The sequence below is a fragment of the Calditrichota bacterium genome, assembly GCA_016867835.1.
In the GTDB taxonomy this organism is placed as follows: Bacteria; Electryoneota; AABM5-125-24; order Hatepunaeales; family Hatepunaeaceae; genus VGIQ01.
Genome location: VGIQ01000021.1, coordinates 1 through 23365, shown reverse-complemented (window position 1 = coordinate 23365; position 23365 = coordinate 1). Strand labels below are relative to the sequence as shown.

At 58.9% G+C, this 23365-nt stretch carries 22 protein-coding genes; 1 reads left to right on the top strand and 21 read right to left on the bottom strand.

Annotation, left to right across the window (positions count from 1 at the left end; all coding sequences use genetic code 11):
- Nucleotides 1–23 precede the first annotated feature (23 nt).
- The 19 genes from FJY67_03845 to pgsA all read right to left on the bottom strand — a co-directional run bounded on the left by FJY67_03845 (nt 24) and on the right by pgsA (nt 19372).
- A complete protein-coding gene (locus FJY67_03845) occupies nt 24–1436 on the bottom strand; it encodes an HlyD family efflux transporter periplasmic adaptor subunit (protein ID MBM3328592.1) in 1413 nt (470 codons plus the stop codon).
- Complete coding sequence (gene miaA, locus FJY67_03840; protein MBM3328591.1) at nt 1390–2361, bottom strand: tRNA (adenosine(37)-N6)-dimethylallyltransferase MiaA; 972 nt, start codon at nt 2359–2361, stop codon at nt 1390–1392. Before miaA ends, FJY67_03845 begins: the two co-directional genes overlap by 47 nt.
- A gap of 131 nt (nt 2362–2492) precedes the next feature.
- Complete coding sequence (locus FJY67_03835) at nt 2493–3752, bottom strand: 6-phosphofructokinase (protein ID MBM3328590.1); 1260 nt, start codon at nt 3750–3752, stop codon at nt 2493–2495.
- 83 nt (nt 3753–3835) lie between these two features.
- A complete protein-coding gene (locus FJY67_03830; protein MBM3328589.1) occupies nt 3836–4243 on the bottom strand; it encodes a hypothetical protein in 408 nt (135 codons plus the stop codon).
- Between the two features lies 1 nt (nt 4244).
- On the bottom strand, nt 4245–5168 hold the full coding sequence (locus FJY67_03825) for a hypothetical protein (protein ID MBM3328588.1): 924 nt from the start codon (nt 5166–5168) through the stop codon (nt 4245–4247).
- The gene (locus FJY67_03820; protein ID MBM3328587.1) at nt 5165–6091 is read right to left on the bottom strand and encodes a hypothetical protein; all 927 of its coding nucleotides are present in this window, start codon (nt 6089–6091) and stop codon (nt 5165–5167) included. Before FJY67_03820 ends, FJY67_03825 begins: the two co-directional genes overlap by 4 nt.
- Nucleotides 6088–6816, bottom strand: coding sequence for a pyridoxine 5'-phosphate synthase (locus FJY67_03815; GenBank protein MBM3328586.1), 729 nt, complete (start codon nt 6814–6816; stop codon nt 6088–6090). Before FJY67_03815 ends, FJY67_03820 begins: the two co-directional genes overlap by 4 nt.
- 24 nt (nt 6817–6840) lie before the next feature.
- Nucleotides 6841–7761 (bottom strand): divergent polysaccharide deacetylase family protein, encoded by a 921-nt coding sequence (locus FJY67_03810; GenBank protein MBM3328585.1) that lies wholly within the window; start codon nt 7759–7761, stop codon nt 6841–6843.
- A 23-nt stretch (nt 7762–7784) separates the two neighbouring features.
- Nucleotides 7785–8276 carry a hypothetical protein gene (locus FJY67_03805; GenBank protein MBM3328584.1) on the bottom strand — a complete coding sequence of 164 codons (492 nt, stop codon included), beginning with the start codon at nt 8274–8276 and terminating at the stop codon, nt 7785–7787.
- A gap of 46 nt (nt 8277–8322) precedes the next feature.
- Nucleotides 8323–8901: a hypothetical protein gene (locus FJY67_03800; protein ID MBM3328583.1), complete on the bottom strand. Its 579-nt coding sequence runs from the start codon at nt 8899–8901 to the stop codon at nt 8323–8325.
- Nucleotides 8902–8943: 42 nt separating this feature from the next.
- Complete coding sequence (locus FJY67_03795) at nt 8944–10065, bottom strand: isocitrate/isopropylmalate dehydrogenase family protein (GenBank protein ID MBM3328582.1); 1122 nt, start codon at nt 10063–10065, stop codon at nt 8944–8946.
- A gap of 155 nt (nt 10066–10220) precedes the next feature.
- Nucleotides 10221–11108, bottom strand: a complete 888-nt coding sequence (locus FJY67_03790) for a hypothetical protein (GenBank protein MBM3328581.1) — start codon at nt 11106–11108, stop codon at nt 10221–10223.
- Between the two features lie 7 nt (nt 11109–11115).
- Entirely contained in the window at nt 11116–12138 is a 1023-nt protein-coding gene (locus FJY67_03785) for a hypothetical protein (protein ID MBM3328580.1), read from the bottom strand.
- Entirely contained in the window at nt 12138–13706 is a 1569-nt protein-coding gene (locus tag FJY67_03780; protein ID MBM3328579.1) for a hypothetical protein, read from the bottom strand. Before FJY67_03780 ends, FJY67_03785 begins: the two co-directional genes overlap by 1 nt.
- Before the next feature lie 111 nt (nt 13707–13817).
- Nucleotides 13818–15065: a hypothetical protein gene (locus tag FJY67_03775; GenBank protein MBM3328578.1), complete on the bottom strand. Its 1248-nt coding sequence runs from the start codon at nt 15063–15065 to the stop codon at nt 13818–13820.
- A 144-nt stretch (nt 15066–15209) separates the two neighbouring features.
- The gene (locus FJY67_03770) at nt 15210–16970 is read right to left on the bottom strand and encodes a carbon starvation protein A (protein ID MBM3328577.1); all 1761 of its coding nucleotides are present in this window, start codon (nt 16968–16970) and stop codon (nt 15210–15212) included.
- On the bottom strand, nt 16970–18217 hold the full coding sequence (locus tag FJY67_03765; GenBank protein ID MBM3328576.1) for a competence/damage-inducible protein A: 1248 nt from the start codon (nt 18215–18217) through the stop codon (nt 16970–16972). The genes FJY67_03770 and FJY67_03765 overlap by 1 nt, the downstream gene beginning before the upstream one ends.
- Nucleotides 18207–18683, bottom strand: a complete 477-nt coding sequence (locus FJY67_03760; GenBank protein ID MBM3328575.1) for a phosphatidylglycerophosphatase A — start codon at nt 18681–18683, stop codon at nt 18207–18209. Before FJY67_03760 ends, FJY67_03765 begins: the two co-directional genes overlap by 11 nt.
- Nucleotides 18680–19372: a CDP-diacylglycerol--glycerol-3-phosphate 3-phosphatidyltransferase gene (gene pgsA / locus FJY67_03755; GenBank protein ID MBM3328574.1), complete on the bottom strand. Its 693-nt coding sequence runs from the start codon at nt 19370–19372 to the stop codon at nt 18680–18682. The genes FJY67_03760 and pgsA overlap by 4 nt, the downstream gene beginning before the upstream one ends.
- A gap of 371 nt (nt 19373–19743) precedes the next feature.
- Between pgsA and FJY67_03750 the strand changes: the two genes are divergently transcribed.
- The gene (locus FJY67_03750; protein MBM3328573.1) at nt 19744–21774 is read left to right on the top strand and encodes a T9SS type A sorting domain-containing protein; all 2031 of its coding nucleotides are present in this window, start codon (nt 19744–19746) and stop codon (nt 21772–21774) included.
- 248 nt (nt 21775–22022) lie between these two features.
- Here the strand turns inward: FJY67_03750 and FJY67_03745 are convergent, their stop codons facing one another.
- Both FJY67_03745 and FJY67_03740 read right to left on the bottom strand, forming a co-directional pair.
- Complete coding sequence (locus tag FJY67_03745) at nt 22023–22772, bottom strand: hypothetical protein (GenBank protein MBM3328572.1); 750 nt, start codon at nt 22770–22772, stop codon at nt 22023–22025.
- Nucleotides 22773–22787: 15 nt separating this feature from the next.
- Nucleotides 22788–23234, bottom strand: coding sequence for a RecX family transcriptional regulator (locus FJY67_03740; protein MBM3328571.1), 447 nt, complete (start codon nt 23232–23234; stop codon nt 22788–22790).
- Nucleotides 23235–23365 lie beyond the last annotated feature (131 nt).

Below are 23365 nucleotides of genomic sequence, written 5' to 3'. Positions count from 1 at the left end.
TGATATCGGCTCAAGTCGGTCTATCATCCCCGGCGACGGCCTCCGCCCTGACCGCGGGGGCGACTTCCCGGCCCGGACTGTGAACCTGATGACGCCGGCTCCGGGGTCGCCTTATCCTCCTTGCCGCCTATCGATTTCGGTTCCGGCTGCTCGACGGTCGGATCGACCAGCGCTACCCGCATTCCGGCACGAATACCTTCCTCAACGACGACGAAGTTGTCGTTGCGAGGACCGGTTTTCACATTGAACGATCGGAATGAGTTGCCCGACTTGACGTAGGCGATTATGTCGCCATCCCGGGCAAAGACTGCTTCGATCGGGACGCTGACCCGGTCCGCCAAGCGATCCACAATGATACGGACTGAAGCCGACATACCGGGCCGAAGAAGCGGATCCGACTCCCTGATACGGACGAGCACGTCGAAGGAGCGTGCTTCCGAGGATGTAGCATCGGCGCGAGCGAGAACCCCAACCGAGAGCACTTCGCCATGGAAGACCGGATCGGGGTAGGCTTCCAACTTGATCTCGCATTCGAGTCCGGGCTTCACCTTCCCAACATCGAGTTCGCTGACCGTCGTTGCGACGAGCATCAAGGTCAAGTCGGGAAGTTCGATCAAAGCCTGGCCGCGCCAGGGGCTGTCACCCACCTTGATTTTGCTCATTTCACCGCCGCGCCAGGTCTCCTTATAAACGACGAGACCGGGTCGAGGTGCTCGAATAGTCAGTTTTGCCAAGTCGTTGCGCAACTGCTCGAGGTCGAGCCGGGACTGCTTCACCTTCAGGTCAAGAGCTTTCAGGTCGGCCTCATCTATAGTGCGCTGGGCTTCGATCTCGCGCACAGCCTGATCGAGGGAGTTTTTGGCTTGCTTAAGTTGCAGGGTGCCTTCCTCAATGCGGACGTCGGCTTCAAACTTCAATTGGTCGAGGCGCAATTCGGCAAGGCGGTAAGAGGCGCGATTGTTTTCGAGGGACGATTCAAGGTTCGCGAGCCGCGAGTCTGCCGATGCCCGGGTGCGGTCGTAGTTGGTCTTCGCGATGTCTAGATCGGCGATTGCATCATCGATTTGCTGCCGGACTTCGGTGGTATCAAACTGGATCAGGAAGTCACCTTCCTTCACTAGAGTGCCTTCATCGACGAGGCCTATGATCTGGAGGTTGCTGCGAGCCGGAGGCGCTGAAATGAAAACCGAGTTCTCTGCGCGCAGCCGTCCGGTCTCCTTCAGGTCGATGACGAATTCTCCGGACTGGACAACGGCAGTCGGCAAATCGACGCCCCCCGAAGGCCAGAAGATAGCAGTTAGCAGGCTGAAAAGGACTACCGGAACGCCGATCCGGACGGCGAGGGGTCGGCTGCGCATCCAGATCAGGAGCGCCCGGGATGATCCGGCATCAATGTGATTCACGTGCGTGGTCGGAAGAGTTGTTATTGATGGCATCTAAAATGAGATCGGCCCAGCGAACCGGTGCTTCGGGACCGCTCCCTTCCAGCCAAACAATTCTTGGGTCGGCGCGAAACCAGGTCATTTGGCGCTTGGCGAATTGCCGGGTGGCGAACAGAGCGCGCTGCCCGGCGTCCTGAAGCGTCGTTGTTCCTATAAGATAAGCGATAATCGACCGGTATCCGACGGCTTCGGCAACCGGTTCCGGTATCTTCTCGATGCCGCCGTATTGTCTGGCAAGATCTTCGACTTCGACAACCCAGCCCTTAGCGAACATCGCCGCAACGCGCGCTTCGATCATGCGATGCAATTCCGGACGGGGACGGTTCAGTCCAAATCGCATTACTCTACGCGGAGGCTGGTCGATCCCGCCCGAGGTTGTCTGGTGCCAGGCGCTAAAGGGGCGACCGGTCAGGCGTTGGACTTCGAGCGCTCTCACAAGCCGTTTGCGGTCGCGGTGACCGACATGGGTCGCATACTCGGGATCAACCCGGTGCAGTTCGTCGAGCAGCGGCTCAACGCCAAGGCGCTCAATTTCATGCGACAACTCCTCGCGGATGGCTGGATCTGCAGGAGGTGCCGGTGACAGCCCATCGAGTAACGCGCGAAGGTAAAGCCCTGAGCCTCCAACGATAAGGACTCCCCTGCCACGACTCTCGATTTCCCCTATCCGCTCAAGCGCCATCCGGGCGTATTCGCCCGCTGTGAGTCGCTGGTCGGGAGGAACTTCTCCGATCAGGTGATGCTTGACCTTGCGAAGTTCCATCGCGTAGGGAGCGCCGGATCCGATTGCCATCCCCGCATAAACCTGCCGCGAATCGACGCTGACGACCTCGCAGTCCAGGCGCCGGGCAAGAGAGAGCGCAGTGGCGGTCTTGCCGACTGCCGTCGGCCCGCAAAGAACGATGAGCGGTAGTGTCAAGTGTCAAGTGTAAAGTGTAAAGTATTAAGTATCAAGTGTCAGGAATTCAAGCGTTCAGGTGACGGGTAGTCCAGAATGACGTCTATGGTGTAACGTCTCGCTCATCAGGCTCACGCGGATGACCATTCGGGCTATCCGACTGCGTGCCCAAACTCGGCCGTGAATCGGTCAAGCGAGACTCCGCAAACCGCCGCCAGTTTCGCCAGTTCGGTGGTGTCGTCGAAATCGGACCGGACTAACCTGATCATAAAGTTCTGCAATATGCGGTAGGCATCGCCCCCAATATCGACGAACCGGACTCGCGTCCGCCCCGTTTCCGGGTCGAGCATGTCGGAAAAAGGAATAGGCAGATACCGCCCGTTCTGAATTGAGACCATCAAGTCGCCGCTGCCACTTAAAAGTTCATCGGCGGCCCGGTCGCCGAGGTCGCGGGTGTATTCGACATCGAAGGCAATGGGATCAGCGCAACGCAGTTCGTAGCCGAGATTCTTGGCTACAATAACCGGCTTCAGTCCGAAACCGGCAAGCCTCTTCTGCACTTCACGCTTCAAGATGGTGCCGAAGTCGATCTCATCGAAGCGGACGTTATCGTGAGCATCACGCTCGACATGACCGAGGGCTTCGAGTTCGGCAATCGGGACCTTGTCGAGGAGTCCTTCCGCCAGAATCGCTACGCCGTCGGGATGACCGTAGGCAAGCCGTTTGACGATGGCGCCGGCAAGGACATCGACCAGTCGGTGCATCGTCAAGTCGAATCCGGCAAACTCCTCGGGAATCAAGGTCAGGGTATTCCCGGAGGCCTTGGAGATGTGCATCGCCAAGTGCCCGGCTTTGCGCCCCATTGCTACCACGAAGAACCACCGTGAGGTCGTGCGGGCATCGACCATCAGGTTCTTCACGATGTCGTAGCCGATCTGCCGGGCCGTCTGGAAGCCGAAGGTCGAAATGCCTTGAGGCAGGTCGAGGTCGTTGTCGATCGTCTTCGGAACATGCACGACTCTGATGCGGCTGTGACCCGATTCAGCCACCTTCATAGCGGTGAACGCAGTGTCGTCGCCGCCGATGGTGACCAACTTGTCTATATTTAGACGCAATAAGGAATTAACGGTTGCTTCGAGCAGCGCCGGATCGCGGGTTGGGTTATCCCGTGCGGTGCCGAGAATCGATCCGCCGGTGAAGTGGATGCGGCTGACGTGATCGACGGTTAAATCAAGGGTATGCTCAATGTCGCCGCGCATGATCCACTTGAAGCCATCCTGTATGCCAACAACCGGGACGCCATCGACGAGGCTGCGGATCGCCGCTGCCGATATGACACTGTTGATACCGGGCGACGGACCACCGGCAACGACGATGCCGAGGCGGTTCTTGGGGGCGACCATGGTGGACATTGGTAATGCTAATGCTAATGTTAATGATGAATTTAGGAGTTAAAATTTGAAATCGTCGAAGGCGCCTCCAGCCCGACCAATCTCTAATGCCGCACCTCGACCATCCGAACCGGAGTGATCGAACTATTGCGAGACGCATCCCAGACTCGAACCACCAGCGGGTAAGACCCGGCCGGATAGTAACGGCATGTCCAAGTGAAATAATACCTGTCACCGCGCGACGAATCGGGCGGATAGTCGAAGCCGGTTGCTGAAAAGACGACGCGCCACAACTCCGTCTCGTCGCGCGCGCTCACTTCAAGCAGTAACGTCGTATCGGCGACTGCACCCGGATCGGGACGAATCCACACCACTTGCGGCGGAAGCGAATCTACAACGACGGCATCGCTGCCGTCCGGCCCTTGCGGCCCCTGGCAGGAGAGGGTCGCTATCATCGCCAAAGGCACCAGCAGCAGAGCCGGACCGACGGTTCCGATGGTCTTGCCGGTCACTTCATCTTCCGGTATCGGCCGGCGGATAGTAGAGTTCCGCTGTAACAAGCAGATTGTTGCGACGGCCGAATCGCTCCCTTAGACCATGCCAGCCGCTGTCATCGTGCGAGCCGCCGACGCCCCAGTGAGGTTCACCGCCGTCAGAGCCAATTTGTAAAGTGTCCGATTGCGACCGGGAGGCGAAGCCTATGACAATGAAGAAAGTGCCGCTCATGCGGGAACCGCGCCCGGAGAAGGCAAAGCGGTGCTCGCGAATTGATCCGCGAACATCGGTCCCGAACAGTGAACTGGTCGCTTCGGCACGGACCGGCAAAACGCTGCCGCTCCAGAGCCCGACCTGCACCCGGGCCGTGTCGCTGAAAGCACCACCGGCTTGTATAGTAACAGCACCGACGCTGCACAGTTTGGCTGCTTCGAATCGCACCCAATAGCCATCGGTTCGGATCGTGTCGGGCAAGCGCCAGACCGTCTCAAGCATACCGGAGTGGCGGGCCAGGACAAGGGTGGTGTCGTTTAAGTCCGCCTTAAACCCGACATAGATCGACCGCGGAGGGGCATCGCTCACATTGCCGGCAGTGTCATAAGCGCGCGCCGCGACCATATGCCAGCCGCGCCCCAGACTGCTTGCTGCCACCTTTACCTGATATGGAGTCGTCGCTGCCACCAGCGGTTCGCCTCCGACCCTGGACATCCCGTCCACCGTGAAAACGACCCGGCTAATGGCAACATTGTCCACCGCAGCGGCTGCGATGGCAACGCTATCCCAAGCCGTTTCAAGCGGCCAGGGGCGGGTCAGTTCGATGGTCGGCGGCTGTAAATCGACACCCCGGGCATTGCGGCCGGCAGGACCGGTCGGGCCTTCGCAACCCGCAGAGACGATGACAAGTGCAATAAGAGTCACCGGGATATAGTGAAATGCGCTCACCGGTAGGTTACCACCGCGGCGATAAGCGGATTGGGACGCCGGAAACGTTGGCCGGTGAGCGGACTCCAAGTCCCGTCACGCCGTTGGTAGCCATGCCCCGTTACGCGAAGACCGCTGTCAGACTGGACGATCACCGAGTCACCGGTGCCGCCTTCGGTGAACCGAACGACGACAAAGAACTCGCCCTCGACCGGAATCCCGGGGCGGGGGAAACTCTTCGGCTCCCAGCCGACATATTCGACCAGTTCTTCGCGGCGGGGGAAGGAGAGCGTCCGCGTCGCCAGGAGCGAATCCGGCCGTCCATCGCGTTCGCTGTAGAGTTCGTAGTCGATCGATCCGCCGCGCCAGGCAGCTTTAAGTTTCACTTTCACCTCAAGGGAACGGACATAAGCCGGGCCGTTGGGAGTAAATCGCGCAGCAATAGCATCGTAAGTAACAAGCGAGTCGGGGGGGAATTTCCAATCGATCGGGGACGCTGTTTCACCGGCGAAAGTGTAAAGCGTGTCGCGTTCGGGACGTTCGGCAAGCGGGGCTTTGCGGATAGCCAAGTTCTGTGAAAGTCCAACCTTTCCTGCGGCATCGTGGACAATGACTTGCAACCGGTGCAGTCCTTCAGTCAACGCAGTTAGGTCCCAACGATACTGGTAGTAGGGCTGGAGCGCTCTGAAAGCCAGGCTGTCGGGGCGGCCATCGACAAGGAATTGAATACCCGCGATGCCGACATCATCTGAAGCGATAAGTTCGACTACCGCTCCTTCGAAGAGTGGTTTTTCCCCGTCGGGCAGGACGATCTCGACCGTTGGCGGAAGGAGATCGCCGCTAAGGCGGCTCACCCCGGCTCGTCCGGGATCGCCTTCACAGCCAGGGAGGAAAAGGACGAGGCAGGCGATGATGCAGGTTGCAGGAAGGACCGGCCGAGTCATCCTTCAGTGCGGCTGCGATGCAGAACAGCGATCATCTCGCGGACGGCGCCATCGAGACCTATTTGCATAGCGCGGGAAGCAAGTGCCTGGCCAACATAGATTTCGTCGATGTTGCGCACTGCCGCCAGCGAGCGGACATTGTGAATTGTGAGTCCCCGACCGGCCGAGACGATCAGTCCGAACCGGCCGGTTGCCATCGAAGCGGCGCCGATCTGGTCGAGGGCACGGGAGGCTTCCTCATCGGCTCGCGTAGCGGCGTATGCGGAAGTGCTGAAGGTTATCCCCGAAGCGCCGGTGCGTGCCGCAAACTTGGCGGCGCCGGGAAGCGGTTCGAGAAAAAGCGATACCGGCACTCCGGCCGACTTATAGGCGGCGGCGATAGAAGCGATTTCGTCGGCTTCGACATCGGGTTGCAGCGGTCGGGAGTCGCGCACCCCATCCCAACCGGCATCGACAAGGATGACTCCTTCCGGGCGCAATTTGGCGACCGCTTCAACGATGAGATTCTGCAGCGGCACAATCAAGACCAGGTCGATCCGGATCAAATCGCGAAGCAGACGCAAGTCGCGTTCGGTGAGAAATCCGCTTCCGGGCAGATATCCGGCAAGAATCAGATCGGCCCCGGCGGCTTGGGCAAGTGCGCCGAAATAGGCTGGATCGGGCTGACCGGACAGGCTTGCCCCCCGCAGTCGGGCGATGGGATTAAGTGAGAATCCGAAACGCATTTGTAAATGGGTTATGTAGAAACGTCAATGACCAGCAATCGTCGTATCGAGACGGGCTGTTGCAGGTCCTCGCAACCGGGTAATGAGCCGGCTGACCGGCACTACGACGATTCCTTCCGCCTCAAGTTGCGGTAATCTTCGTTTAAGTATTGCAAGCGTCCCGGCCCGGACATGTCCGATCCCGACCGCCCAGCCTCGCCGGGCCGCTATTGCAGCGAGGTGGTCGAAACTGCGCTCAACTGCCAGCGAATCGGGATCGTAGTCGAGAAAGACGTCCCTGCCTAATGCTGGAACACCGAGCTGGCGCATTGCATTAAGGGCCTTCGATCCAGCAACGGTGCGGCTATCGACAAACATCAACCCGTGACGATTCAATTCCCGACTTAATTGTTCCATCAACGAACCGTCTAAGGTCGCCTTCGAACCCATATGGTTGTTGACGCCGGTCGCCATTGGAAGTTCCTTGCATGCGGCATCGACCAATTGGGCTACATCGCTTTGCGAGGCATGCGCCATGAGCATCGACCTTTCCTGTATCGCGGTCGGGGTTTCAGGCTCCATCGGGAGGTGGATGAAGACCTCCTTGCCTTTGCGGACTGCAATGCGACCGGTCGAAACGCTGTGTCGGCTTCCCGGAATGATGGAAATCGTAACCTCGTAAGGCAGATCGAGAAAGCCTTCCACAACGCTCCTCTTCCAACCGTGACCAAAGTCGTCGATAATTATGGCGATCTGCGGTGCCGGATAGTCATCGCCGGGTTTTTCCTTGAAGCGATACAGGCTATCAACCTGAGAGGGAAGGCCCGCCTCAGGCGGCGATAGTCGGGCTCCGGTTACCGCCTCGCCCACTAATGGCTCGTCCGGAAGGTGGGGTATTGATAAGACGGCCGCCAGCGTCCCTGCAATTATTGTTGTGAGCACCAGCCGCAGACGTCTTTGGCGCATACTCCGACGGGAACTCAAACCGGTCAGAAGTCGTCGCGCCAGTTGACCACCCGGAACCGGCCGTCAAGGCCGGCTTTCACTGCAAATCGGGCATAGCCCATCAGAGGCGGCTCGTTTTCCAGCGTCAGATTGAATCGGACGATGAATTGCAGAGTGGTATCAACACGGTCGAATCCCGCCACCTCTTCGGGGATAAAGTTCCACTCGAGGTCGATCCGGTTGAAGCGGCGAAAAAGGCCGCCGGTCGTCTTCAGGTCAGTTTGACGGGGCCAGCGATCAAAACGGGAGTTGTCGATGTCATAAAAGTCAAACGTGAACGCTTCGTCGAGGCAATCGGCATACCGCAGCGAGTCGCGATAATCATAAGCGAGCGAGAAGTTCTGCAGGAGACCGCCGACGGAGCGCTGATCGCTCCAGGTCGAGGTGCCGACATCCCCCTCCACCGGTGCAAAGGGATTGAGACAGCCGGCAATGAGCGGGAGAGTGAATGAGCCGAGCAGCACCGGCTTCAACATGACTCTCGCCGGAAAAATCGATTTATCTGATTTAACCCGTCGCACATCAGAAATAGACTTTGAGGTCGCTGAGGCAGTCCCCGCCGGTTCGGCTATCGCTCCACTTTTCGATATACCATCCGCCATCGGAAGCGCGTCTTAGGGTTAGATCCATTCGGCCCGACAGGTCGCGAGGCGCGGGGTTGTTTAGATGCCCGGCCCGCCATGTATACTGCGCCACGAGTGACGACGAGTCGCCCAGGATCGTCTCGCGGTCGATCGAGGAAGTGAATTCAGAGAGCGAGTCGTAGGGCAGAACCGCAGGTCTGAAGAGGTTCTGAGCAAAGCGCTCCTCACGTTCATAATTCCAGTTGAGGAAACGCTCTGAATGAGTTGCCGCGGTCTGTTTGTCGGGAATGAATGTGAACCCGGCGCTGCCGGCGTCGGCGCCGGCAAAGGAGCGTATGTAATCGGGACCGGATCGTCTCCCAACCGCCGACTCGAGGTTCTGCACCACAACCCGCGGCGATGACGGAAATGTCCAACCGCCAACCGGCCCCGAGGGCGGTTCGGCCGTTCGGGTGGTGAAGAGTTCGCAGCCGGCAAGTCCAACCAGCAGGACGCCATATCGAAATGCAAGGGACATCACCTTCAAGTTAGCGACTTGAAGGTAAATCTGCAAGGTGGGTCAGGCCGCTTTGGCCGCGACCGCCCGGGCGACCTCCAGCGTCGAAGCACTCCCCCCCATATCGTATGTCTGCACCCTGCCTTCGACAATGACTTCGGCAATGGCGCCTTCGAGCCGGGCTGCACGGTCTGACTCGCCGAGCCATTCGAGCATCATCCGGACCGAGAGGAGCATCGCCATCGGATTGACCTTATAAAGACCGGCATACTTGGGCGCCGAGCCGTGTGTCGGCTCGAAGACGGCGTAGTGGTCGCCGAGGTTGCCCGAAGCCGCGAACCCCAGCCCGCCGGTTAGTTGCGCAGCCAGGTCCGAGAGGATGTCGCCGAACATATTCTCGGCGACGAGGACGTCGTAGTCAAAGGGATTTTTGAGGAGCCACATCGCCTGGGCGTCGATGTTGGTCTCGTAGAGCGGTATATCGGGGAAGTCCTTTGCCACCCGCCGTGCCGACTCCATCATCAAGCCGCCGGTCTCGCGCAAGACATTGGGCTTATCGACGACCGTTACCGAATGGCGTCGGCGGCCGCGAGCATACTCGAACGCCTTACGCACGATCCGTTCACATGCCGGACGGGTCATTATGCGCGCTGAGAAGGCTATATCATTCTCCGAAACGGTGTCGAATCGTCTCATCCTGGGGTGTGACTCCCGGAGAGCCTCCCGGACGGATGACGGCAGGGGACGAAACTCGACGCCGGCATAGAGGCCTTCAGAGTTCTCACGAAAGATGACGAGGTCGATGCCTTCGCGGTAATTTAGAGGATTGCCGGGGTAAGCCTTGCAGGGCCGGAGGTTGGTATGGAGATCAAACTCTTGTCGCAGGCGGACGATGGGACTGAAATAGCGCAAGCCCCGACCTTGCAGAGAGGGGTTTAGTTCGCGCGCGGCATCATCGGCCGGTTTCGAAGTGATGGCTCCAAAGAGAGCGCAGTCGGTCTCGCGAAGCACTTTAACCGTCCGATCGGGAAGAGCGTTACCTTCGCGACACCAGAAGTCCCAACCTATGTCGGCGGGATGATAATCCGCATCGAGTTCAAGCGCATCGAGCACGATGCGGGCGGCTTCCATAACGTCGTTGCCGACGCCGTCACCGGGCAGCCAGGCTATCTGATACTTTGGCAAGGAAAATTATGATAATATTGATGTTATGGGTGTATCCGATAGTAGCATAGGTAGGACGGACATTCATGTCCGTCCTAAGGGCCGGCAGGAATGCCCGCCCTACTTGAGCATACCTCAATTGTCAGCACCCATCAATATGGTTACAAATCCGCATTTCAGAGTCTAACGCCAATACCGATGCGCCAGCCGGAGCCAAGTCCGCCCTCGAAGGGCGCCAGCGATGCGTCTATCCGATAGATCGACTGCGCCAGCCCGATGCCATAGATCGTCCGGCTGATGTCGCGGTTACCAAACCATCCGGTGCGCAGGTAGAGAACCTTGGAATAGTCGGCTTCGATACCAAAGTGGAATTGTGCAGGGTCTTCTAATACAACTGATAGTTCTGAAGCAATAAGCAGGCCGAAGTCCCCGAATGAGTGGCTACGTGCAGCACCTGCCCGTAAAGTTAAAGGTAGATCGAATCCGCCGACCGGGCGGCCGAAGTTGCTGACTGAGAGACCGCTCTTCCAAAGACCCGGCTGCCAGGTAAAGCCGACATCGGCGACCGGAAAGCCGGTTGCCTTGTCGCCGTAGATATCCTCAACCCAGCCCTTTATGGCAGCGCCGGCGGCTAAATCGGGACGAATCAGGTAAGCACCTGCGAGACTGAGATAAGCCTGATGGAGGGTGAATTCACCTTCCGGATCGCCAGGCCGGGTGCGTGCTTCGAATCCGGGCGTGGCAAGGTTGAAATAAGACGCCGATAGCCCGCCCGATGGCGTTCGGAACTTGACCGCACCAAGGGTTCCACGGCTATCTGCAAGCCAGCGAAATCCCTGAAAGCGCACCTCACGCTCGCCGAACGCGATTAGCGCTGGATTCCACCACGCCGCGGCTCCTGTTGAAGCGTGACTGACGCCGGTCTCGCCGATGGCTAGCTCCCGAGCCCCGGAAGGTATCTTCAGGAAGGCAGCCGCAGAAGTGGCGGCAGGTGCCGGCCTAATCCCCACAATGGCAAGTACCAGCAACGAGGTGAAGAACCCCGTGCTCCTTTGACGCTGCATGGTTAGATCAGAATGCAAAGGTCCAACCAAAGATGTGCGAGCCAGACGGCGCCGCGCGCTCCAGTACAAAGGCATAGTCGAGCCGGGTTGATCGAAGATATCGCAGGGGCAGTTCGAGGCCCAAGCCAAAGGTCGGCGCGGCTCCGTCCCAGCCGCCGCGCAAATAGAGCATTCGACTTTCACCGTAAGCCCGGCTATATTCGATTCCAAGTCGAGGGACTAAAGCCTCAGTAGTTTCCCCTATCTCGGCGCTCTCTATCACCATATCAGAGGCGATGGTCACGGAATGAAGTGCTTTCCAGGCGGCACCGGCACGGATTAGAACCGGGAACGCGTCGTCCTTGGCGCCGCTGCCTTCTCCCCAGACATCCGAGGCATCCCAGGAATACTTCGCGTTGATATCACGAACCTGCAGCCCAAGCGTCAACTTCGGATGGGCTACGAACCTGACGCCGAGGTCGATCCCCATTCCATAGGCGTTGAGCGACTTCTCATCTTCAGCGATGCGTGGTGTGTTGTTGATCATCCACTTGATCGATATTCCGAGTGCCAGCGCCGGGAGCGGGGCAAGAGAAAACGTCCCGTGGATCAGGTTTTCCGAATTGGTTAGGACATCGAAACGTTCGCCGTTGGAATCACGAGCGTCGATATTGGATGTCGCAGCGCGGAGATAACCTGCTCCAACAGCGGCTCGACCACCTTGTAGCGGAACCGAGACGTCGCCATAGAGAATACTCCGGTCGAGCGCCAATAGCCGGTAGCCGATCGCGCCTTGACGAGTTCGCTGATGTCCCAGTGCGGCCGGGTTGTAGTGCCAGTTGAGGGCACCGCTGGTGAGTGCGACGCCGCAATCGCCCATCGCGGCGCGATCGGCGCCCATCCCCATCCGTAGGAATGCTCCCGCCTTCCCCCCTATCCCCGTCGCGGCATCGGCTGTATTACCTGCAAGCAACCCGAGCAGATAGGCTGCAATAACCGAATTCAGACGATGACCGATTGCCGATTGACCTTTGCTTCCTGACTTCTTCATTAGTCGATCACCATCACTTTCCCCCAAAGTTCCTTGCTTCCGACCTTGAGGCGGTAGAAATAGACCCCGTTGGCGACGACACTCCCGCGATGGTCCCGGCCGTCCCACTTGAGCGCGGCGTAGCCTTCCATCATTCCTGTGCCTTGCCCCCAGGCGATATTTGCAGGCGTTGGACCACCCCCGCTCTCGACGACGGTCTCCATCGCGAAGTTATAGATGCCCCAACTGCTGAGTGGCTCGCCGCGGGAGCGAAACTGGAGCCGCGCCACGTGCCCCCGCTTGGGTGAAAAGGGGCTCGGATAAGCATAGGTTTCGGACTGACCGGCAACACCGGCGGGCGTATGCGCCCGAAGGATGCGAAAGCCACCGGAAGCATTAAGGGCCATGCCTTGATCGGTTCCGATCCATAGCGAGTCGCCTGTCGTCGCAGCGGAAAAGAAGTCGGGCAGTTCGAGCCGTTCGTTGATGGCGAAGTCGAATATCTCGGTGAGTGGAAGTTCCCATGTCCGGCCCAGATTGCGCGATATCCAAAGCGCGCGGTCGGCGGCTACATAGACGGTGCTGTCGCGAAAGCCGAAGTTGTGCGCCCGCAACGGGCCATAAACGTCAGCCAGCCGCTGCCCAGCGTGGGGTCCGGCAGTAAGGGTCGTCGTATCCGAGAGCATCACCCACCACGAGACTCCACGATCGGCGGTCATCGAAACGCCGTAGAACTCGCTGGCGCGTTCGGCTTTCCAGGTCGCAGCCCAGATCAGGGTGTCGGAAGCGACGCGCTGGACGCCGAGCGCGGTGACGAAGTTGCCTGAAATCGAGCCGGCGCCTGCCGCTGCCGGAACCCAGTTGATACCCTCATCGGCTGTGCCGTGCACTCCGGCAGCGCTGCCAACCCAGAGCATTTGCCCGTCCCAGACCGCACTGAAGACGCGGTGCGCGAGATTGATCAGCGGCGTAAAACTCTGGTGATCGACGGTGGCTAACTCCCATCTTGATGAGCCGTGTCTCAACCGTCGTAATCCGCCGCCCCAACTGACGATCCAGACCGCCGAATCGGTGATGGCGATGTCGTAGGTGACGTTTTGGATATTGGTGGTGGTGGGGCGATAGTCGATTACGTCTGCCGAATCGACGGGCTGACGCTGCCAGTGCCAGGTGACGCCGTCGTCGTTTGACCAGCCAACGCCGCCTCCAGCGGGATAGTAGGTCTCGCCGACTTTTTCGCTGTAGGCTGTTGCGGCCCAGATAATGGTGTCATTCATCGTCAAGGCTGAGACACCGCCCCGCCCGATACCGTCCGGCTCGCGGAAGACTGCCCAGCCTTCACCTGGCAAGTGATACTGGGCAATCCCCCGTCCAGTGCCAAGCCATAGGCTGCTGCCGTTTGGTGCCGGGACGATGTCGATAATGCTGTTGGAAGGCAGCCGCTCGCCCGGCTCGGGTGGAGCGTCGATGCTATAAGCCGGTTTCACCAGGTCTAAAACGCCAGGCGCCAGGTCGTATTCGACCGGCTTCAACTGCGCCCAAAGGCATTGCGAAAGCACTAAGGGCGCTACAATAGCGAAGTTAGTCAAAGGTTTGGTGTTTCTTTTATTACTATCGCAAAGCGACTGTTTGCCCCGATTCATCGGGGCATTGCCGAATGAACTGCGGCAAACAGACAAGACACAGAGATACAACGATATCTAACCGGTAAAGGGATTGTTCCAACTACCCCTACCAAGGGGAGCAGCTCCCCCCTCGCGCCGCAGGATGACGAGCGTAGTGCGGACGGTCTCCCCACGTTGCAGAGCCTTATCGTGCGGCGTCCAATCGAAAGTGAAGATGACGTTGGTGCGGCTCCCGCGATCGACAGAAAAACCGGCTACGAAGATCCCGTCGCCCGCAGTCGTATCGAGCCCGGTGCCGTCGTCGAAATAGGCAAATCGGGCGACAACGCGATTCGGGTCGGAAATGACGAGCCGCAATGTGTCAAGGTCGGCAGCGGTCTGATCATCGGTCAATACCAGACGATACGAGAAGAAGACCGTGTCCGACTCGGCCACCCAGACTGTGTCGGAACCTTCGATAGATGCTATGCGAGGCGGGCTGTTTTCAAGAAAGACCTCGAACGGATCGCTCACCGACCAGCCGTTCGACTGACGTTGGAAACGATCCTGGGCGCGCATCTGAAGGAGATAACTGCCGGTCATGAGGCGGACTGCCACTTCGGGACGGGAACTCCATTCCCACTCGCTCCCTGCGGGGTGCATAGGATAGACTGCCTCATCGACGAGCGTCTCGGTCGTTCGCCGCACCAATTGAACTGCAACGATGTCAGCGGCGCCGTCGCTGTCGGTAACCGTCACCGCAAAGCGCCGGCCAAAGGAACCACTGGGCAAAGTATCCGGGTGGACGAGGTTACCGAATTGCGGAGCGCTGTTGGTGCGAACGACGAAATAAGCGCGGGTGGTGCTATATGTGAGCGCGTCAACATTGGCCACAAAATAGAACTGCCACCGGCCCGGGCGGTCGACGAAGCCGGCGTTGATCCGGCGCGAGTATATGCCATCTCCGGCAAAAGCGTCGCCGGTGGTGAGTGTATCGGTGAAGACCCGGTCGTCATTCAGGTAGCGTCCGCCGCCGTTGTCGGACAACCAAAAGGTGTTCTGATAGTGTCCCGAGTCGTCTATCACTACGCAATAGATGTCTTCTATAGGCAAGGCCGGACTGAGCCGCACCGAAACGCGGCGGTAGTCCTTCGAATCATAGATCCAAAGGCTGTCGAGTTCGAGCACCGTTAGACTATGCTCGACCTTCGGCGGAGTGGCTTCCTTAGGCGAACAAGCGAGCGCCAAAATCGCTCCCAACGCGGCAATATGCGTCAGAATCGTGCGACTGGCGACGATCAGTAGAAGGAGCGATGGCGCACGAGGCGCCGGTGCGGGCGACACGCTCTACCCGAAATGAACGATGATGTCGTTACGATCCAAAGAGTTACTAAGTCGCGGTCGCCGCCTCAGGTGAGGTTGATAAGGTGTTAGAGGTTAAACCTACCATAAGTTAGCAAGGTTCCACCTAATTGTCAAGAATCGCGGCTATGCCGCTGCCGGGAGTTGTTTTGATTGCATCAGCACCATCCCCCGTCGAACGGCAACAACAGCAAGCGTAACCGACAACGCAAGCAGGATCAAATCGGCCGTTACCAGCGTCCAGTTCTTCTTGGGAAGATATTGATTAAAGAGTAGCAGCACCAGAGACCCGACCGTCGTCAAGGTCATGAAGATCGCCGGAACGACCGTGAACCAGTTCTTGAGGCCTCTCAGCGCGAGCCAGATGGTGATAGTGATCAGGGTGAGTGCAGCCAGGAGTTGATTTGCCGAGCCGAAGATCGGCCAGAGCAGCGCGAAACTGTTGCCCGCTGCGAGACCCCACATCCCGGCAACGGCTATGCCCGAGTTGAATAGGGGGTGCTTTACTAATGCCGGTGCTCCGGGCCAAACGACAGTCCAGAACTCTTCAAGTAGATACCTCACAAACCTGACCGCCGAGTCGAGCGACGTGATGACGAAACCCTCCACCATCAAAATGCCAAAGATCGTCCCGATGTAGATCGGTATGCCAATCACGCCATTCAAGAGATGCCCCACTGCGAGCGAAAAGGCAAGAATCGGATTGGCTTTGCCGGCACCCGGCTCGGGCCAGACGATTGCCATATAGTCGCCATATGTTAAGCCGCCGGAAAGCGCCAGAAGTACCAGCAGCGCCAGGCACGACTCGAGCAGCATGGCGCCGTAACCGACCTTGCGGGCGTAGGTCTGTCGAACGATCTGCTTGGACGTAGTGCCGCCGGCTACGAGCGCATGAAAGCCGGAGATCGCGCCGCAGGCAATGGTGATGAACATCATCGGCCAGAGGAAGCCAAGATGCTTGACGCCACCGGAAATGTTGGTCGCCGGATAGGATACTTCGATGCCGCGAAATCCCGAGGCGAAGACCCCGATGACCAGGAGCAGCATCCCGCCGTAGAGGATCTGAACGTTGGTGAAATCGCGCGGCTGAAGGACTACCCAGACCGGCAGCGCAGCCGCTACGAAGCAGTAAAGCGAGAGGATCACCATCCAAACATGGAGATCGAGCGAAATCGGAAGTCGAAAGCCGATAAGCACCGACCCGAAGGCAATAAATCCGGCAGCGATATAGGCGATCCAGGTTGCGATGCCGCGCTTGTAGAGCATCCAGCCCAATAGCGGCGAAAGGAGTGTGATGATGATGACCGAGGTCGAAGCGATGCCGCCAATAGCACCTTCGAGGATGCCTGTTTGCGGATTCGTAACAGCGCGAAGAACCGTCTGATCGGGTGTCAGTTCCAACTTGGCTAACGGCCAAAACGAAGTGAGGCTGATCGCCGTTGCGTTGAGGAAGGCTCCGCAAACGAGGAAGAGCATCAACAGCGTGAACGAAATGAAGAGCAGGAATCCGGCTTTGCCAAGCGTCTTGCGGGTTACTTCGGCGAGCGACTTGCCGCCTTCTTTGACCGACACAAATAGGGATGTAAAGTCGTGCACCGCCCCGAAAAAGATCCCTCCTAAGATGACCCAAAGCCAGGCCGGAACAAAGCCGTAGAGCACCGCGACCGTCGGGCCGATGATAGGGCCGGCGCCGGCAATAGTGGCAAAGTGATGCGCAAAGACGACATGCAGTTTGGTCGGGACAAAGTCCTTGTTGTCGCACTGTGCCACTGCCGGAGTCGGCTCGGCGTCGTTCATCCCGAGCATCCTGGAGAGACCGCCGCCATACCACCTGGCGGCGAGATAGAGCACCAGTGCCGATACGAGGAAGATGACGAGCAGGTTCATCAGGAAGGCAGACCTTTCCTTGATAGATACCGGTATAGCATAGAAAGGGCCGCAAGAGCCGAACGGCGGCGGTTGGAGTCCCGACCCCCGGCAAAGTGATGCCGTTCAACGACGGTCCCACCTGCACTTGCGAGGGCGATGAAGACAAGGCCGACCGGCTTTTCTGGACTGCCTCCGCCGGGGCCGGCGACTCCGGTTACGCTCAGCGCCAAATCGACTTCGCGGACGGCGCGGGCACCTTCAGCCATAGCCGCCGCACATTCTGCCGAAACCGCTCCGAATGAAGTGAGTAGCGAGTCAGGGACCTTCAATAGCGACATCTTGGCGTCATTGGAATAGGTTACAAGCCCGGCGTCAAAGACGTCCGAAGCGCCCGGGACGCTGGTCAACCGCTCCGCAATCAACCCTCCGGTGCACGACTCAGCCAACGAAAGTCTCAGGCCTTTGCGCCGAAGATAGTCGATGACCACCGCTTCAAGAGCGATCTCCTCGCGGGCATAAAGAGACTCTCTGACGGCGGACTCGATGACCTCGGCGCCGCGCTTCAGCACCGACTCCACATCCTGCTCAGAGACGCCCCCGCACGACAGCCGCAACGTTACGCCCTGGTCTATCGAAGGAAGAAAGGCGATCGTCGCCGGGCGAAAATGCTCGGCCGGACCGATCTTTTGTTCCAGATGCGACTCTCCCACCCCGACGGACTTGAAAATGCACGATTTGAAAACGCTACTGCGGCGCCTCACCAGAGCCGGAAGGACATCTCTGTCGAACATCGGCTGCATCTCGGTCGGAACACCGGGCAAGGCATAGTAGCACCTGGCTCCGGCTTGGGCGAAAATCCCTGGTGCAGCGCCCTGGGAGTTGGGCAGCGGCTCGGCGCCTGCAGGGAAGTGCGCCATCGACTCCCAGCCGGGAGAAGGCCGAGTGCCTCGTCGGGTAAAGCGATCCAGTATGCCGTCGGCAAGGTCCTGCCGGAATCGCAAAGGCATCCCCAAAAAGTCCGCCAGAACCGGCCGTGTGACGTCGTCGGATGTAGGTCCCAATCCCCCGGTCAGGATCACGATGTCGGCATGTCCCGACGACGCTTCAAGCGCCTTTTGAAGATGCTCCTGGTTATCTCCAACTACCAGTATTCGCTCCAGCCGCAAGCCCTCGGCGGTCAGACGACGGGCAATGTAGGCACTGTTGGTGTCGCGGGTCTGTCCGAGCAGGATTTCGTCACCGACGACGATCAACTCAATGCGCAATGTTCAGACCTATAAGCCGGATCATCAATTGAAGCGCCAATGCCGCATAAAGGCCGGCGATCAGGTCATCGACAACGATGCCCCAGCCGCCCGGCAGTCGCTGCGACCGGCCGGCCGGGAAAGGCTTAACGATGTCGAATATCCGGAAGAAGAAGAAGCCGGCCAGGATCGCCCACCATATTCGGGGTGCGAACATCAGCGTCAGCCACTGCCCGGCTACTTCATCGATGACGATCGGTCGGGCGTCATGCCCTAAGTGGCGCTCTGCTCTCCCGGCAACATAGACCGACAGACCAGCAAACAAAAGTAATACGCCGCCACTCCACCACCATTCCAGTCGGGAGGGTCCAACCCACCAGATGAGCGCTCCTGCCCCACTGCCCCATGTTCCGGGAGCCACCGGCAGATAACCGATAGGCCCCAAGGCGGCTATAAGCGTCGGGAGTCCTCCCTTGGGAAGTCTCATCGCGCCGGTTTACGAAACGACGCGGCATACTGCCAGCCCGATACTACCGAAGTCAGCATTGAGAGAAAGAGCAGGCCGTTGATCACCATGTAGATCAATTGGCGGTCCAAAGGATCGGGGTCGATTCCGTGCTGCACCATCCAGGCGCGGGCATTGAGCAGTAGGAGAGCGCTGAAGAGGGCGACGAATTGCACCACCGTCTTGGCTTTGCCCCAGATGCTGGTAACGATAGGATGGCTAAGCCTGCCGCGGACACTCCGTATGCGAAGCGCGGTGAGAAAGGTCTCCCGCGCCGTGATAATCGCCACCCATATCATTGCTGTGGTGCCCAAAGCGCCCATTTCCTCCCGCCAGAGAATCGCCCAAAAGGCCGAGAGGATGAGCAACTTGTCGGCGAGTGGATCCATAAAGTCGCCGAACGGAGTGATCTCACCGCGCCTTCGAGCCAGCCAGCCGTCCCAGAAATCGGTCAGGGCACCAATGATCACGAGAAGCGTCGCAAAAAGGCGGATGACCCAGTCGGAACTGAAGAAGCAGATCCAAAAGAGCGGCACCAGTGCGATCCTGAAAAGCGTCAGATAGTTCGAGATGGTGATCAGGACCCGGCGACCGGCACGCTCATAGCCAAGCAAGGCTCCAATGCGCTCCCGGGAGCGTGACAGGAGGCCGCGGGTCTCTACGTCAGACAGCGGTTAGCCTCCCTGCGTTTGATTTAGGTGAGTTCATTGTCCCTATCAAGATACGAATTAGTGATTTGAGACGCAACCTGTGGATTGAGTCCATGTCATTCCGTGCTACTACAAATCGTTAGATAAGGCACAATCTTTGCTCAGGTGAGAGGTGAACCATAACGGGCATGATTGGTACTTTCCCGCTCAGTAGTGTGAGCCTTGATATTAATTCATGCAGTAGTAGTGTCAGGTCTCTTCACCTGACACGGACCATCGAGTGGGGACACCCGACGGCACCATAGATAAGTTCCATAATGAGTAAATAGCAACACTCGAAACTTCCATAGCGTGATTTAACGCACGGAACTAACATCATAAAGGAGAGATCAATGAAACGAACCGCTACGCTTTTTCTGCTTCCCGCGCTGCTACTGGTGCTGGTCGGCGGCGTGATGGCGCAGCCGGCCGCAAAGATCACCACCCCCGGCATCTCGGACCGGATGGTGGCGGTCGATACGACGGATATCTACACTCGTGCTTCGACGGGGCTCCCGAACGTCGGCATCGGCGACATGCTCTATCTGGCCGGAAACGCGGGTGATACGGCGATCACCGCCTGGGCGTGGGAACTGACGGCGCGTCCGAATCAGTCCCAGGCAGCGCTTAGCGCGGCAGACCGCCCGGTCGTCACGCTTCTCACCGACCGTGCCGGGACCTATCGGGTGACGCTCCGCGTGACCTCGGCCGCCGGTCAGTCGAATCCGGTAACGATGGCTATCAACGCCGGCAACTACGTCGGCGTCGGCGGCATCGTCGGCAACCCTGCGGTCCCCCAGTGCGCTGCCTGCCATGCCGGACAGGTCGATGACATCGTCTCGCTCTGGCGGGAATCCAAGCACGCCGAGATGTTCACATCGATGTATGACGGCCGCGAAGGCACCCGCTATCGCTCGATCTGCGTCCGCTGCCATGTGGTCGGCTATGATGCAGACAATGCAGCGGCCAACCTGGGCTTTGACGACCGGGCTCGCGAGGAGAACTGGACCTTCCGCGATAGCGCTGCCGGTGGCCTTCGGGAGGGCGCTTTTGCCGATATGGTGCAGCGGTTTCCGCTCACTGCTGCCAAAGCCAACGTCCAGTGCGAAGCCTGCCATGGTCCAGGCTCACAGCACAATGGCATGACCGCCGACAATAAGATGGCAAAGACCATCGACAACGGCGTCTGTGCCAAATGCCATGATTCGGGAACGCACCACGTCCGCCCCGCAGAGATAAAGAACTCGAAGCACTCGGCGCCGACGCGGTCCCCGACCGGCGCCGGCCGGAGCGGCTGCGTCAAGTGCCATACCGGCCGCGCGTTCATTCAGCATCTGCAGGGGATTCCCGACTCCCTGAAGTCGGTCGAATACATCCCGATCAACTGCATCACCTGCCACGACCCGCACGATGCGACGAATCCGTACCAGTTGCGGACGGTGGCTCCGGTGCGGCTGGAGAACGGCGTCGAGGTCAACTACGGCAACGGCAACATGTGCGCGAATTGCCACAAGTCACGCCGCAACGCTGTTACCTATGTCGAAACGACCCGTGGGTCAACGCACTTTGGGCCGCACTACTCGGCGCAGTCCGATATGCTCCGCGGCACCAACGGCATCGAATACGGTATGCAGATGCGCTCGTCGCCACACTATATGATCGTCGAAAACGGCTGCGTCGGCTGCCATATGGCAGAGGGCCGGCACAACAATGGCGATCCAGCACAGTTCAAACTGGGCGACCACTCGTTCGCCGTGAAGACTGCCAACGGTATCGAGAACACCGAGGTTTGCGCCACCTGCCATGGGGAGATCGAGGGCTTTGAGGAGATTATGGCCGACAGCGACTGGGACGGCGATGGTAATGTGGAAGGCGTTTCTCATGAAATCGAGGGCATGCTCGAGAGAATCGCACTGCTCCTGCCTCCGATCGGTGAAAACCGGGTGGTCATCGACACCAGTTACTCACTGTCGCAGAAGAAGGCGGTCTGGAACTATCGGTTGGTCGAGGAAGACGGTTCGATGGGAATGCACAATGCACGGTATGCCCGGTCGATTCTTCAAGCAACCTACGACCGCCGCGAAGACCTCGGAGTCGAGCGGATCGACGGGCCGCTGCCCGGTGTCTATTCACTCAGCGCAGCCTATCCGAACCCGTTCAACCCGGCGACGACGGTCAACTACTCGTTGGCGCGCGACGGCAACGTTACGCTCAAGGTCTATGACATGGCCGGTCGCGAAGTGATGACTGCGGTCAACCGGCATCAGACGGCGGGGTCGTATAAGGCTGCAGTGCTGATGATCGGACAGCCGTCGGGCGTCTATGTCCTCAGGATGGAAGCCGGCGACTTTACCTCGAGCGTCAAACTGGTGCTCGTGAAGTAAGGCTGACGGGCTGAAAGTTCAACCCGTGAGCCTTAAGCCCTAAGCCTTGAGCCCAAAGCCCAAGTAAGCGTTCAGCCAGACATCTCTCCAGACTGCTGACACGTTTACACCTTCCTACCCCTCCTGCCGCCAGGAGGGGTAGGTGTTTTTTGAGGATGCTACTCCTTAAACATCAACAGCCATCCCACAGGGTGGCTGTTGATGTCATAGCGCACATTGTGCCGAGACGTTCAGCCCGCTCTCAGGGCCTATTCACCTTCTTTGGCCTGTCGAAGGACGACCCACCCGATCAAACCTACGAACAGACCCGCAATGACAGCCATCGGTCCTAAGAGCGGCACTCCCCAGGTGATGATGGTGATCGTCAATCCGAAGACCAGCCCCATTCCCATGAGCCCGATGCCGAACAATTTCTGTCCGCCCTTGTTGCCGAGCACCTGGTACGACTCGTGAGGAACGCCGCGCAGCGCGAGTTGGCAGGAATAATCGCCCTCTAAGAAATGCCTGCATCCGCCCGGCCCGGGACACCAGGCGACCGGCCGGGGCATCAGAGAGACGACCAATGGCGCGCGGCTAAGCGGGTAAGGACAGACCGGAGTCGTCTGCGAGGAGGTGCATGCAGCCCGCCCGGATGGATACTTACACCCTTGCAAACATGGGAAGCGATGAACCAAATCGTAGAAGTAGTGAATGCAGAGTTTTTCGCCGGTCTCGGCGTCGTGGGTCGGGAGGTTCTCAGGGGGAGGGATGCGGTTGGGGGCGAGGTTTGAGCGGCTGAAAGCGGGGAGGAGCGATCTCAGGTCGAAGTCCTTGTTCCAGCCCCGTTCACGCTTTGTCTCCCAACGATAGAGCGCGTAGCCGCCGATCAGGAGCGAAAAGCCGACGATGAACGTAATGGCGATTGCAATCTGCGCTATGATGCCTTCGAAGGATCGGGCATAGTAGAAGCCGGTGATCAGGAAGATCGCAGCCAGGATCATCAATTTTCGACCGATCATTCCGGCTCCGTTAGGCTAATCTACGGCGTTCAAAGTCCGGCTCACTTCGCTCATCACAATGCCGATGGTTTCGCCGGCAAAGCCGCGTCGTTCAAGGGCTCCTGCAACCCGTCGAAGCAACGTCTCGCGCAGCAGGCTCCCACCACTTGAGGTTCGCAGCCGGCGCTCGACGAACTTGCGAGCAACGTCAGGCTCTGATACATTCGGATAGTCGCGGGTAAGAACCTCTTCGACAAGTTGTTCCGGGATGCCCCGACGGGTAAGTTCGTGCCGAAGGAGAAACCGTCCGACGAGACGTTCGGAACGCCCCAACCGGACGGCATCCTCTGCAATAGCCCGTTCATCGATGTAACCGTCGGCGACAAGTTCAAGGATAGTCTCACGGGCAGCCTCAGGTGAGACTCCACCGGCTTTGAGACGACCGTTCACCTCCCGCCTGGTAAGAGCCCGGTGAGCCAGCATACGAAGCGCTCGCTCGCGAGGCGTCAGTTCAGCAGCCGGCGATCGCGATCCGGTGCGGGATTTCGTTGAACCTGAACGAATAATAGGCCCTCACATGAGGAGGCTCACACCGCGACGCAAATTGCGAAACT

Coding starts and splice junctions, on each gene's coding strand:
- FJY67_03810 (MBM3328585.1), bottom strand. CDS start 7,761: ATGCGCCAAAGACGTCTGCGGCTGGTGCTCACAACAATAATTGCAGGG.
- FJY67_03750 (MBM3328573.1), top strand. CDS start 19,744: ATGAAACGAACCGCTACGCTTTTTCTGCTTCCCGCGCTGCTACTGGTG.
- FJY67_03845 (MBM3328592.1), bottom strand. CDS start 1,436: ATGCCATCAATAACAACTCTTCCGACCACGCACGTGAATCACATTGAT.
- FJY67_03815 (MBM3328586.1), bottom strand. CDS start 6,816: ATGCGTTTCGGATTCTCACTTAATCCCATCGCCCGACTGCGGGGGGCA.
- FJY67_03790 (MBM3328581.1), bottom strand. CDS start 11,108: ATGCAGCGTCAAAGGAGCACGGGGTTCTTCACCTCGTTGCTGGTACTT.
- FJY67_03805 (MBM3328584.1), bottom strand. CDS start 8,276: ATGTTGAAGCCGGTGCTGCTCGGCTCATTCACTCTCCCGCTCATTGCC.
- FJY67_03760 (MBM3328575.1), bottom strand. CDS start 18,683: ATGAGACTTCCCAAGGGAGGACTCCCGACGCTTATAGCCGCCTTGGGG.
- FJY67_03800 (MBM3328583.1), bottom strand. CDS start 8,901: ATGTCCCTTGCATTTCGATATGGCGTCCTGCTGGTTGGACTTGCCGGC.
- FJY67_03820 (MBM3328587.1), bottom strand. CDS start 6,091: ATGACTCGGCCGGTCCTTCCTGCAACCTGCATCATCGCCTGCCTCGTC.
- FJY67_03740 (MBM3328571.1), bottom strand. CDS start 23,234: ATGCTGGCTCACCGGGCTCTTACCAGGCGGGAGGTGAACGGTCGTCTC.
- FJY67_03770 (MBM3328577.1), bottom strand. CDS start 16,970: ATGAACCTGCTCGTCATCTTCCTCGTATCGGCACTGGTGCTCTATCTC.
- FJY67_03835 (MBM3328590.1), bottom strand. CDS start 3,752: ATGTCCACCATGGTCGCCCCCAAGAACCGCCTCGGCATCGTCGTTGCC.
- FJY67_03785 (MBM3328580.1), bottom strand. CDS start 12,138: ATGAAGAAGTCAGGAAGCAAAGGTCAATCGGCAATCGGTCATCGTCTG.
- FJY67_03745 (MBM3328572.1), bottom strand. CDS start 22,772: ATGATCGGTCGAAAATTGATGATCCTGGCTGCGATCTTCCTGATCACC.